Origin of the sequence: Lysinibacillus sp. (genome assembly GCF_032093475.1) — a bacterium.
Taxonomy (GTDB): domain Bacteria; phylum Bacillota; class Bacilli; order Bacillales_A; family Planococcaceae; genus Lysinibacillus; species Lysinibacillus irui.
Genome location: NZ_DAMDAY010000130.1, coordinates 1 through 12,743, shown reverse-complemented (window position 1 = coordinate 12,743; position 12,743 = coordinate 1). Strand labels below are relative to the sequence as shown.

The 12,743-nt window shown below is 37.4% G+C and carries 12 protein-coding genes, 1 tRNA gene and 1 riboswitch; of the genes, 2 read left to right on the top strand and 11 right to left on the bottom strand.

What is annotated here, in order from left to right; genetic code table 11:
- From RT445_RS20195 to RT445_RS20185, 3 genes are all read right to left on the bottom strand, one after another.
- Positions 1–473, bottom strand: a 473-nt coding sequence (locus RT445_RS20195; protein WP_313471416.1) for a PepSY domain-containing protein, incomplete at its 3' end; no start/stop codon positions are given.
- Positions 470–1,765 carry a sensor histidine kinase gene (locus RT445_RS20190; RefSeq protein ID WP_312507494.1) on the bottom strand — a complete coding sequence of 432 codons (1,296 nt, stop codon included), beginning with the start codon at positions 1,763–1,765 and terminating at the stop codon, positions 470–472. The genes RT445_RS20195 and RT445_RS20190, both read right to left, overlap by 4 nt.
- Positions 1,755–2,450, bottom strand: coding sequence for a response regulator transcription factor (locus tag RT445_RS20185; RefSeq protein WP_312507495.1), 696 nt, complete (start codon positions 2,448–2,450; stop codon positions 1,755–1,757). The genes RT445_RS20190 and RT445_RS20185 overlap by 11 nt, the downstream gene beginning before the upstream one ends.
- Positions 2,451–2,662: 212 nt before the next feature.
- Between RT445_RS20185 and RT445_RS20180 the strand changes: the two genes are divergently transcribed.
- A complete protein-coding gene (locus RT445_RS20180) occupies positions 2,663–3,928 on the top strand; it encodes an Nramp family divalent metal transporter (RefSeq protein ID WP_312507496.1) in 1,266 nt (421 codons plus the stop codon).
- A 50-nt stretch (positions 3,929–3,978) separates the two neighbouring features.
- On the opposite strand, the gene RT445_RS20175 is transcribed toward RT445_RS20180, so the two are convergent.
- The 5 genes from RT445_RS20175 to RT445_RS20155 all read right to left on the bottom strand — a co-directional run bounded on the left by RT445_RS20175 (position 3,979) and on the right by RT445_RS20155 (position 8,979).
- Positions 3,979–4,668, bottom strand: coding sequence for an ABC transporter permease (locus RT445_RS20175; protein WP_274795281.1), 690 nt, complete (start codon positions 4,666–4,668; stop codon positions 3,979–3,981).
- A complete protein-coding gene (locus tag RT445_RS20170; RefSeq protein WP_274795280.1) occupies positions 4,661–5,584 on the bottom strand; it encodes an ABC transporter ATP-binding protein in 924 nt (307 codons plus the stop codon). Before RT445_RS20170 ends, RT445_RS20175 begins: the two co-directional genes overlap by 8 nt.
- 136 nt (positions 5,585–5,720) lie before the next feature.
- Entirely contained in the window at positions 5,721–6,656 is a 936-nt protein-coding gene (locus RT445_RS20165; protein WP_312507497.1) for a sensor histidine kinase, read from the bottom strand.
- 3 nt (positions 6,657–6,659) lie between these two features.
- On the bottom strand, positions 6,660–7,352 hold the full coding sequence (locus RT445_RS20160) for a response regulator transcription factor (protein WP_274795278.1): 693 nt from the start codon (positions 7,350–7,352) through the stop codon (positions 6,660–6,662).
- Positions 7,353–7,515: 163 nt separating this feature from the next.
- Positions 7,516–8,979, bottom strand: coding sequence for an amino acid permease (locus RT445_RS20155; protein WP_312507498.1), 1,464 nt, complete (start codon positions 8,977–8,979; stop codon positions 7,516–7,518).
- A gap of 82 nt (positions 8,980–9,061) precedes the next feature.
- A riboswitch (Lysine riboswitch) is annotated at positions 9,062–9,238 on the bottom strand.
- 177 nt (positions 9,239–9,415) lie between these two features.
- On the opposite strand from RT445_RS20155, the gene RT445_RS20150 reads away from it, so the two are divergent.
- The gene (locus RT445_RS20150; protein WP_274795276.1) at positions 9,416–10,624 is read left to right on the top strand and encodes a CynX/NimT family MFS transporter; all 1,209 of its coding nucleotides are present in this window, start codon (positions 9,416–9,418) and stop codon (positions 10,622–10,624) included.
- A 51-nt stretch (positions 10,625–10,675) separates the two neighbouring features.
- Here RT445_RS20150 and RT445_RS20145 read toward each other — a convergent pair whose 3' ends face one another.
- The 3 genes from RT445_RS20145 to RT445_RS20135 form a co-directional block, all read right to left on the bottom strand.
- Entirely contained in the window at positions 10,676–11,206 is a 531-nt protein-coding gene (locus RT445_RS20145) for a TraB/GumN family protein (protein WP_312507499.1), read from the bottom strand.
- A gap of 73 nt (positions 11,207–11,279) precedes the next feature.
- The gene (locus RT445_RS20140; RefSeq protein WP_312507500.1) at positions 11,280–12,326 is read right to left on the bottom strand and encodes a nitric oxide synthase oxygenase; all 1,047 of its coding nucleotides are present in this window, start codon (positions 12,324–12,326) and stop codon (positions 11,280–11,282) included.
- A 289-nt stretch (positions 12,327–12,615) separates the two neighbouring features.
- Positions 12,616–12,687, bottom strand: a tRNA-Glu gene (locus RT445_RS20135).
- Between the last annotated feature and the right edge of the window lie 56 nt (positions 12,688–12,743).

Below are 12,743 nucleotides of genomic sequence, written 5' to 3'. Positions count from 1 at the left end.
TCTTCTACAGGTGGTTTATGCGGCTCAACATTTTCCACCGATACTATTTCACCCGAGTAGGCATTGACAGTTAAATCTTTTTGTTGGTTTTCTTTCTCAACACGTACCGTATAAGTGGTATCTGTTAACTTGATACTTTCAACATCACCATATTTCTGTTTTACCATTTGACTTATTTGCTTTTCAGTTAACAATAACTTCGTTTGTCCTTCTTTTATTGTTAAATCAGTTACCTGTTGTGTTTTAGCATCTAGCATAGCTATATACTTGACATTGTCACGTGTAAAAAACATTTCATAGATGTCTCCTTGTTTCTTCACCTGCGTAACATGGGCTTTATAGATGGCTTCAATATGGTTTATAGCCTCTGACTTGCTAAGTGGTTCAACATGAAAATAGCGATACTGAATAAACCACAGCGTTCCACTACAAAGAAGGAGAATAACAATTATTATCAGAACCCATTTTTTCATTGCTCCTCCTCCTTTGGTATACATAGGGTAAAGCTTGTTCCTTCTCCAAGTGTACTTTTCACATCAATGGTTATGCCCAGTTGTTCTGCAAGCTCATGGGCTATCGCAAGCCCTAATCCAGAGCCACCTGTCTTACGATTTCGATCCTCTGTTACCCGATAAAAACGCTCAAACAAATGAGGTAAGTGCTCCTCTGGAATACCTATACCAAAATCTTGGATGGTAATGCAGGCATGATTGGTTGTTTCTGCTGTAAGAATACGCACCTCATCCTCACTATACTTTCTAGCATTATCGAGCAAAATAAAAAGTAGTTGCTTCAAGATTTTTTCATCACTATAAATAAATCTTGGAAGCTTCGCATCGACTATAAATGTTCGATGATAGGCCTGCTGCATTTGTGAGGCAACTTTCTGCAAGAATGGTTCAAGCTCTAGCTGTTCCAAATGAATAGCCAGATGCTCATTATTTTTAGCTAGTTCTAGCAATTGTAGTACCATCTCATGCATGCGAGTCGATTCATTAGCGATCGCTTGTAATGATTCTTGCGCAACTTCACGATTATCAAAGCCTCTTCGAAGGAGTAATTTTGCATAGCTTTCAATAACGGTAATCGGCGTTTTTAGCTCATGGGAAGCATTTGAAACAAACTCTTGTTGCTTTTGATAATGCTGTTCAAGCTTCTCCATCATCATATTAAAGGTACGATTAATGTTTGTTAACTCGTCTCCACCCTTTTCAGGAATATCTATTTTTTCATATTTCCCTGTCGCTGCACTTTTACGCATAGTAATGTTTAAACGCTCTAGTGGTAATAAAATTAAGCGCCCAAGTACTAAGCTTGCTAAGAAAATGGGGAGCGTTGCCATAATAGATACAACGACTAAGATCACCTTTAGTAAGTCTAATGTCTGCTCTACCTCTTCCATGGATTGCTGTAATGTTATGTCTACAACTGTTCCGTCTATCCAAATGGTAGGCATCGTGTAGGTAATGGAAGGGACCTCTGGCATTTCAAGTGTAGCCTGAACCTTTGTTTTCAAACGCTCTCCATCATAAATATAGACAGCACCGTCCGTTGGCATATATGCCCTTAATACTTGCTGGAGGTTGGTTTGTGCATTTAACTGACTCAGTGAAGAGCTTAAATCATTTGCCCGTGACTGGAGCTGATTGTATTCCGTATCATAGGCAAATTTCTCATACAAAAAATAAATGCCATTAGTAGTTGCCACTAAAATGACAAGCATGAGCATCGTTGTTAGTAAATGAATTTTTGTTTTAAGTCTCATAGCTATGTTCCTTTAGCACATACCCAACTCCACGAACCGTTTGAATAATGGGCTTTGCATTAGCAGCTTCAAGCTTTTGTCGGACATAACGAATATAAACATCTACAACATTTGTATCTCCATAATAATCATAGCCCCATACAGCCTCTAGAATTTGCTCTCTTGTCAGTACCTGTTTTGGATGCTTTAGTAAATAGAACAACAAATCATATTCTCGGGGTGTCAGTTGAATCTCCTTATCAAAATATACAACTTCTCTTGTTTGCTCGTTTATAGATAAATGTCCAAATGTGAGAGCAGCTTGCTTTGGACTAGCCTTTTGTGAAAAACGTAAAGCATTGCGAATACGCGCAAGCAGCTCCTCAATTTCAAACGGTTTTGTCACATAATCATTGGCGCCTAAATCTAGCCCCTTTACTTTATCCTCCACCTCACTTTTGGCAGTCAGCATAATAATAGGTGTTTGGGTTTCTGTTGCACGAATTCGCTTTAGCACGTCAATACCACTCATCTCAGGTAGCATGACATCCAGTAGGATTAAATCCCATTGCTGCTCACGATATTGAAGTAAACCGTCTGTTCCTGTATGAGCCATTACTGCTTCATAGCCTTCAAATTGAAGCTCTAACTGTAGCACTCGCCCAATTTTTTCTTCATCTTCTATAATTAAAATTCGATTGGTCATGTCGAATCCATCCTTCACCTTTTCTTTTCATCGTAAACGATGCAAGCGGTGAAAGTCTAATTAGAAAATGATGAGAATTGTCCATACTTATTAAACAAAAGATAATGCAAACCACTTCACATTTTTTATTCCTAGCGTTAGAATACTAATATCTTATTTTCCTATAGGAAACTTTATTTCGTTAATGATACTTTTTGAAACGAGGGAACAATATGGTTTATAAACGAGTCACAAAATCGCCAGCCGAGGCTGTTTTAGACGGAGATATAAAAGGTTGGCGACGCTTTTTACCGTTTTTAGGGCCCGCTTTCATTGCAGCCGTAGCTTATATCGACCCTGGAAATTTTGCCACAAATATAACAGCAGGCTCACAATATGGCTACTTGCTACTTTGGGTAATTGCCTTTTCCAATTTAATGGCTGTTTTAATTCAATCCTTATCTGCAAAGCTTGGAATCGCGACAGGAAAAAACCTACCTGAAGTGGCACGCGAGCATTTTTCTAAAAAAACCTCTATATTCCTTTGGATTCAGGCAGAGTTAGTTATCATTGCCACAGACCTTGCTGAATTTATCGGTGCAGCCTTAGGGCTTTATTTGTTATTTAATATTCCAATGCTACCAGCAGCATTGATTACAGCGGCTGGCTCATTTGCTATTTTAGAACTCCAAAGACGAGGATTCAGAGCCTTTGAAGCGGGGATTTCTGGTATGGTTTTAATTGTCGTATTAGCATTTGCCTTCCAAACATTTTTAGCGCAGCCAGCATGGGGCGATGTGGCGATTGGCATGTTCACACCACACTTTGAAGGTGTAGATTCACTATTATTAGCAACAGGTATTTTAGGTGCAACCGTCATGCCTCATGCTATTTACTTACATTCTTCATTAACTCAAAGCCGTATTATTGGTCGTAATGAAGAAGAAAAAAGACGCATTTTCCGTTTTGAATTTATTGATATTATCATCGCTATGATTATTGCTGGAGCTATTAATATGAGCATGCTTATTATCGCCGCAGCAGTATTCCATACACAAGGCGTTGTAGTTGAAGATTTAGATGTTGCCTATAACGGCTTAAAAGAGGCTCTTGGCCCATTGGCTGCCATTTCTTTTGGTCTTGGTTTACTTATTGCAGGGCTTGCTAGCTCCTCTGTAGGGACTTTAGCCGGTGATGTAGTCATGCAAGGCTTTATTCAAAGAAAAATACCTCTTTATTTACGTAGAGCAATTACCATGGTACCTCCACTTGCAATCATTGCATCTGGTGTGAATGCAACCTATGCTCTAGTTCTTAGTCAGGTTGTTTTATCATTTGGTATTGCCTTTGCACTTATCCCTCTTGTTATGTTTACAAGTAAACGAGACATCATGGGTAGCCTAGTTAATCACCGTATTACAACAATTTTGGGTTGGTTTGTCGTAGTCATTGTTGTTACGCTGAATATTTACTTACTGTGGGAAACAATATTTGGATAATAAAAAGCCAGGTACTCTGTAGATAGAATGAGTACCTGGTATTTTTTTGATTAAACATCCACCTTTTCAATATTTCTAATGGCTAAATAGGCAATGCCTAGACCTACAATTGCTAAAGTAATAGGAATAAAAATAATATCGTTTAACGTAAAGTTACCTGTATTAGACGAAGTCAGAGATACTATTATAATTGATGAAATAATAGTTGCTGGTATGGAGTATTTTCTCATTCCGAAATACAATGGGATTAAAGCTATACCCGAGGCAGCAATCGCATTCATCAATACGGAAGGAATGTGTTGTAAGATTAATGAGCTTGATAGTACATTTGGAATCAAATCAAATTTATCACTAATAACACAGAAAGCCGTTGTAATAAAAGCATTTGAAATGATGATCGTACTAAACGTAAAAAGCATTACAATGGCAAGCTTCGCGACGATTAATTTCTTTCTACTTATAGGATACATAAAAGCTAAGGTGATGGTCTTAAATTTATATTCTCCGATAATCAACTTAGCTATTAACGTAGAAGCAAAAATACTAAAGACGACTCTAATCATTGATTCAATGACACTTAAAGCAACCTGGTAATTTTCAAGGTCTTGGTCCCCCTCCACTTTGGAAATACCTACTACCAAAAATAGAAATCCAAGAATAATAAAATTAGCAATAATAGCCCCCTTAACGTATGAGCCTAAATGATACTTTTTCATTTCTAAACGCATTAAATTAAGCATGGACAACTCCTCCATTGATTAATTTTAGGAAATAATCCTCAAGTGAGCTTGTTTTTTTGCTTATCTCTTCAATTTCGATGTCATGTTCAATTAATGTTTTTGTTAGGCTCTTTTGGGATACTGTCGAATCATAAACTCGAATAGAGTTGTCATCCATCAGCTTAAAATTAGCAATCTTCAATACACTTTCTAAAATAAAAGCTGCCTTCTTGCCATCATTGACAATGACTTCAATATAATCTGCTTGATTACGATTAATTGTTTCCATTGTAACTTCCGTGAGTAGCCTACCATCCTTAATGACACCTATTGTATCAGCCAATTGTTCAATTTCCCCTAATATATGGCTGGAGATGATAATCGTAATACCATACTCCTTACAGAGCATTTTGAAGAGCTCTCTCAACTCTTTAATCCCTACAGGATCTAATCCATTAATTGGTTCATCTAAAATAAGAAGTTCTGGCTTTGTTATAATGGCACGTGCAATGCCTAGTCTCTGTTTCATCCCTAGAGAAAAGTCTTTTACACGCTTCTCTTCTGTATTTGATAATTTTACTAAATTTAGAACATGAGCAATTTCTTTTTTATCGTAATACCCCATATATTCGCAATGCAGTTCTAAGGTCTCCTTAGCCGTCAATTTTTCATAGAAAATAGGATACTCAATAATCGTTCCCATTCTTTTTAGTACTTCATAGGATCGATCCGTCAGCTTTTCGCCAAATATTTCTACATCCCCGCTTGTTGGCTTCGTCAGATTTGTTAGCATCTTCATGACAGTGGTTTTACCTGCACCATTTGGACCTAAAAATCCATAAATCTCTCCCTTTTTGACGTTCATATTGACAGTGGATACCACTTCTTTACCATCGTACACTTTCGTAAGCTGATTTGTTTTTACAATGTATGTCATGTAAATCTCTCCCTCAATTGTGGCTAGTTTCATTATAAAAAATGAACCTCTCTAATTAATTACTTGATTCTTACAAATTTCTTAAGAGCAAAATAAAAGCCTGTAAAGCATTGAAAGCTCTACAGGCAGTGTGAATTCAATACATCATTCGTTTTAAAGCAATTGTAAAAATGGTCTTTTTATAAGGAATACTTGATAGCTGGATGGAACCATCCATTATTTCCACAAGACGCTTTGTAATGGTTAGACCTAGGCCGCTTCCCTGGAAGGATTTATTTCGAGAGTCTTCTAGTGTATACATTCTTTCAAAAACAGTATCGATATGATATTCATCAATGCCCTTGCCTTGATCCCACACATCAATATAAATGTTTGTCTCATCATTTCTTACGGTTAAGCCAATCACATTGCCATCCGCTCCATAAGCTATAGCATTTGATAATAGATTGTTTAGAACTCTATCTAACGCTTCTTCATTACCAAGGGCATACATAGGAAGTTCGGGGATTGAAATATTGATATTTAATCCCACCGATGTGACCATATCGTAAAAGGATAAAATATTTTTTCGGCATATTTCACAAACATTGATTTTCGTGATTGGATAATTTGCATCTCCTGCCTCTAATTTTGCCAGATCAAAAAATGTATGAATGATTTTTAATACTTCTAATGTTTTAGCATGAACACCAGTGAGTAATCGCTGTCGCTCTTCCTCACTAATTGAACTTTGAAGCTGAAGTATTTCAATATAGCCTAATACAACTGTTAAAGGTGTTTTAAGATCATGTGAAATATTTGCCAACATCTTTTTCATTGAATCTTCCATTTTTCGATGTGTAGCAAGAACCTTTTGCTTGTCATCCAATAAGGCATTTATTGTAATCAGTAATTGCTGAATTTCTGGATTTGTCGTAGCAACTAAAACCTTTTCATTAGTTGGTTTATTAACAATTGCTTGTATTTTTTCATGCATGTATTGGATTGTATCATCTTGTTCTTTTTTTACTTTTCTTTGATAAAGAATAATACCCGCCAGCAACAAAATAATTAGTAATAGACATAACGTCATATTTTATCCCTCAAACTTATAGCCAATTCCCCACAGCGTTTTTATATAATGAGGATTAGACGGATCATCTTCAATTTTTTCGCGAAGTCTTCTTATATGTACATTAATAATATTTTCATCACCGTAGTAAGTATCTTTCCATATTGTCTGATAAATTTGCTCCTTAGTAAAAACTCGCTGGCGATTTGTTACAAGCAATTTTAAAATGGCAAATTCCTTAGATGTTAGTTTCACTTCTTGTCCATCTTTATCTACAGAAAAGTTAATCATATTTATCGTTAAATTATCGATCACTACTACATCTTGTTTGTTATCCACTTGACTAGAATATTTGGTTGCTCGTCTAATAACGGCTTTTACGCGAGCAGAAAACTCTAGCATAGAAAATGGTTTAGCAATATAATCATCTGCACCTAAGCCTAACCCTAAAGCTTTATCTACATCACTATCCTTTGCTGACATAATGATGATAGGAAGCGCTGCTTGTTCTCGAATTATTTTTAGTACTTCTAATCCATTAAGTTTAGGAATCATAATATCTAAGATAACTAAATCAAATGAATGGTTTAAACAATACTGTAATGCCTCTTCTCCATTCTTTGCAGTCGTAACACCGAAGCCTTCCAATAGTAAAAAGTTTTCTACCATTTCACGAATAGCCTCATCATCTTCAACTAGTAAAATATGTTTTTGCATTTTCATGCACCTCTTCCTAACTAAAAAGCCATTAGTATGACTTTCCACATCTATAGTATATTACCATATATATGATATAGATTAAGAAATAAATTTAACGCCCAAATATAAAAAAGCCGTCCTATCAACCGTCATACAACGGTATACAGAACAGCTTTTCTATTTAATCCTCCACTTTTAAATCACACTCATTAAGTGGAAGCATTTTTGTTTTATGTTTAATTTTATAGCCTAACCATAATAGTAAGAAAAATGGAATTCCAATATAAGAAACTAGAATACCGTACCAATCGATTTTGTCTCCTGTAAAGGCTGTGTAATTTTGTCCAATGACCACAATCATACAAACTGTAAAGGCGAATAGTGGTCCGAATGGATACAATTTTGCTTTATAAGGTAATAGCTTTGGATCTAAGCCCTGTGCGTCGAATGCACGACGGAAACGATAATGACTAAATGCAATGCCAAGCCATGCAATAAAGCCAGACATTCCAGAGGCATTTAATAGCCAGATATACACCACACCGTCACCGAAAAATGACGCTAAAAATGCTAAACAGCCTACAGCTAATGTTGCTAGTAGCGCGTAAATTGGAATACCACGGCGACTAAGCTTTGTAAAGATTTTAGGCGCATGACCATCCACCGCTAATTGCCATAACATACGAGATGATGCATAAAGCCCTGAGTTACCTGCTGATAGCATAGCCGTTAAAATAATAGCGTTCATTAACGACGCAGCAAAGGCGATACCTAAGCGATCAAACACTAATGTAAATGGTGATACTGCAATATCTTCTGATAATAAGCGCTCATCTGTGAAAGGAATCAGCATTCCTATTGCACCAATTGCTAAAATATAGAATAAAAGAATACGCCAGAATACGGATTTTACAGCTTTCGGAATATTTTTACCTGGATTATCAGTTTCACCAGCTGTTATACCTAGAAGCTCTGTTCCTTGGAATGAAAACCCTGCAGCCAGGAAAATACCAAAGGTAGCAAGGAAGCCCCCATGGAATGGCCCATCACTAATAAAGAAATTTGTGAAGCCTACAGGTGCCTGACCGCCTAAAATACCAAAAATCATTAATAAACTAATAATAATAAAAACAATGACCGTTGCTACTTTAATCATAGCAAACCAATATTCACTTTCACCATAGCTCTTTACAGAAAGTAAATTAAACGTTAGCACAACAGCAATAAATAATACTGTCCAAAGTGCTGATGAGCTATCTGGGAACCAATATTTCATTATTAAAGACACTGCTGCAATTTCTGCTGCAATCGTAATTGCCCAGTTATACCAATAGTTCCAACCTAAAGCGAAGCCTAGTGCTGGATCTACGAATTTTGTTGCATACGTACTAAATGAACCTGATGATGGCATATAAGCAGCCATCTCTCCTAAGCTCGTCATTAGGAAGTACACCATAACACCAATTAAGGCATAGGCAAGCAATGCGCCTCCTGGCCCTGCTTGTGCAATGGCACCACCACTAGCTAAAAATAGCCCCGTACCAATTGTACCGCCTAAAGAAATCATTGTAATATGACGGCTTTTTAATTCTTTTTTCAGCTTTGGTTCGTTATGACCGAGCTGATTTACTTTTATTTCACTCACGATATAGCTTCCTTCCTATTTATGAGGCAAAAAAATGCCATCACATGAACAATGTGATGGCTAAGTTAATCCTCAGTTTTTCCTAAATGATAGCTCAACACGTTGTACAAACGTGACAGTTCTGTTCCTTTCGGAGACAGCCCCAGCATGAGGTTTTCAAGTCCCCTCACACTTCGGCAATATTTCCTTTCAGCTAATCTCATCAATGCTTGTCATTTCAATTAGCATACTTATAAATATCGCGACCTCTACCTCAATACAAACATGAGGCATATAATTATTAAATTTATGATAATTATTATACTAACATAAGACCATAGACATTTCAACAACACGGAAAATGTTCTGTATTTTATGAATCTTCTACTATTTTTAATAGTGTGATAAAGTGTTATAGTAGTTCAATTAGAATGGTTAATAACAGGGGGGAGTTATTTTGACTACAAATGATCATTCCGCTAGTTATCCAAGTAAAAAAATTAGCTGGAAAGGAACAACATTACTTTTAGTCTTTGGGGTTATTTTTATTGCCTCTACATTACGAATGCCATTAACTGTTGTTGGTCCAATCATATCCTTTATCCGTGATGATCTTGGTATCTCTAATGTATTAGCAGGCTTTCTAACAACTATTCCATTGCTTGCTTTTGCCATCATATCGCCTTTTGCACCTATCGTAGCACGCAAACTAGGGCTTGAGCTTACTTTATTTTTATCCACTATTCTATTGGCCTTAGGGATAGTTCTACGCTCACTTGGAACAACAGGATTACTTATATTTGGTACTATGCTAATTGGCGTAGCAATATCTTTTGGAAATGTACTCATTCCAGGATTACTAAAATTGAAATTTCCATACCATGTAGGCTTACTGATGGCCTTCTTCACCATGTCCATGAATTTAACTGCTGGCCTTGGCGCAGGTATTAGCTATCCAATAGCTAATTCATCATTAGGCTGGCAAGGGGCTTTGGCCATTGCTCTTGTACTTGTTGTCGTTACGATTTTAATTTGGATACCTCAATTAAAATCAAATAAACCTGAACCAACTACCTCATCTAAAAAGTCAGGTCCACCACTATGGAAATCACCTGTTACGTGGGCCGTCACAGGCGCAATGGGTTTACAGTCTTTATTATTCTACACGACTGCAGCTTGGATTCCAGAAATCTATATTGCCCAAGGATTAGCTCCTGATAAGGCTGGCTGGATGTTTTCTATTATGCAATTCTCTCAAGTTCCAATGGCATTAGCTGTGCCTATTATTGCTAGTAAAATGACTTCACAGCGACCTCTTGTACTGATGTTTACGTCGTTCTATTTAGTAGGCTTTGTTGGTGTTGTAATGGAATGGACAAGCCTTGGAGTACTTTGGATGGTCCTTCTAGGATTAGCAGGTGGTTCTTCATTCGCATTAGCCATGATGTTTTTCACCCTTCGCACCCGTACTGCCTTTGAAGCAGCAGATTTATCAGGCTTTGCACAATCTTTAGGGTATTTATTTGCCGCAATTGGTCCTATTCTTTTTGGCTACTTGCATGATTTATTCGGTGGCTGGGATATTGCTGGCTGGCTTTTTGTAGTTGTGGCAATGGTACTTTTCTTCTGCTCAATGAGAGCTTCTAAAGATGAATATGTCCATTAAATTGGAGCAGATGGGAAATGGCATATGTTTCTCATCTGCTTTTTTATCAACCTATTTATTCAGCTGCTCTAATAACCTTAGCAGTTCCGCAAGACGGTCTGCTGCTTCGTTATTGTGCACTGTAATAGCCGTTAAACTAGGGATAGCCTCTTGTAAGAGTAGATAGCTGAAATAATAATAGCTTAAAAATGCTGTCTGCTCATAGCCCGTCGGCGTTTCTCTTTCCCACTCTTGATCGTCATCCTCTTCATTTTCTGTCCATAAGTAGTTTCTATCTAGCAGCTTCTGCATGGGTTGAACAGTTTGTGTTGGCTCTAAATAATCCACAGTAATCGCCTGAGCGACGGCTAAATAAAGTTCAATTTCTTGTAAGGAGACATCCTCCCTATCTTGACTACCCAGCTTTTTTAAAAGGATTAACAAAACCCATGGTGTCACCTGCCAAAGTGTACCTTGATGTTCAATTAACTCAGCTAGTTGTCGGTAATTTTCCTCTTCAATCAGCTGCGGAATGGCTGCACCTCTTCCATAAGGTGTGGTCAATTGTTGCCACGGGATATCTGGAATTTGCTGCTCCAACATAGTGGATCACCCTCTTCTTAAAATACAATTAATTGATAAATTTACTGATAGGAAATTGAAGAGTCTTCTATTGTTAATAGCATGGTTTTTGATAAAAATAATTTGGTGTATGATAGACATTTACATAGGGCTTATGGAAAATATGCGTTGTTGCAGGTGAAAGCGGTGGAATTAACCATGTCCAGTTGCCTGTAACTTCCCGTTCAGCCGATAGCTCTGCTTCCTCAAACAATTTAAACTGCTGAGCCGCTGTATGATGATCGACAATGCTTACCCCATCTTCTTTAAAGGAATGGAGAACTGCTATATTAAGCTCCACTAATGCACGATCACGCCAAAGAGAAGCTTGTTTGGTTGTATCAAGATTAAAAATCTCAGCAATAGCTGGTAGCATATTATAGCGGTCATGATCAGCTAAATTACGTGCTCCAATTTCTGTCCCCATATACCAACCATTAAAAGGAGCAGCTTGGTAATCAATGCCTGCCATTCGAAAACGCATACTCGAGATAATGGGTACAGCATACCATTTCATCTCTAATTTTTCTATTTCAGCTTCCTCTGGATGGCGGATTGGCACCTCTAAAATATATTCTGCTGGAATTGTAAACAGCCTTGGAGCTCGCCCATCTACTTGTATAACAAGTGGTAACACATCAAAAGCTGTTCTCTCACTTTTCCAGCCTAGCGTTTCACATACTTGTGTAAACGCAACAGAATGAGAATCACCTATAACACCGAATTCCGTTTCATAGCCCGCATAACGGATAAGTTGGTGATTCCAAATCCGTACTCGATCTGAGGCAAACACGGTTATTGTAGGGCGGATTTTCCCACTATTTGTTGCATACTCGATATGCTCTAGTAATTTTCGAAAAATATCCTCTTCGTCTAAAAGATCTCGTGCGTCTACTACATGCAATGACTGCCAAAACAAGCGTCCAATACATTTGTTACTATTACGCCATGCGACACGTGCTCCAAAAACTAGTTCCTCTGTTGTGGGGTAATATTCACCTTCACTCTTAATCTCTTGCAATCTATTCTCTAACCAAAGATCTGATTTATTTTGTTCTTTCTGATATTGACTTAAGAATTGCTCTATCTCCTGTATACTCATATCGATTCCTCCACTTACCCTCATATTAGAGCAACGATACGGCAAGCACCATGAAAATAGCTGTTGAAAAAACATACATATTGCATATATGAAATAGTTTGTTCAAATTTATTAGTGGGTGAAACATGTGATTGATAAATGGAACAGGACCTTGAAATGAGCTAAAGCATTTATACTGTCCTATGTTCACCATAAAAAAGCTACAGAACCTTTTAATGGTTTTATAGTCTTGGTTGAACATCTACATATAGAAAAAAGCATGTAACACACATCTGTGCTACATGCTTGATGACCCGTACGGGATTCGAACCCGTGTTACCGCCGTGAAAGGGCGGTGTCTTAACCACTTGACCAACGGGCCGTGGCTCCGAAGGCAGGACTCGAACCTGCGACAACCTGATTAACAGTCAGGTGCTA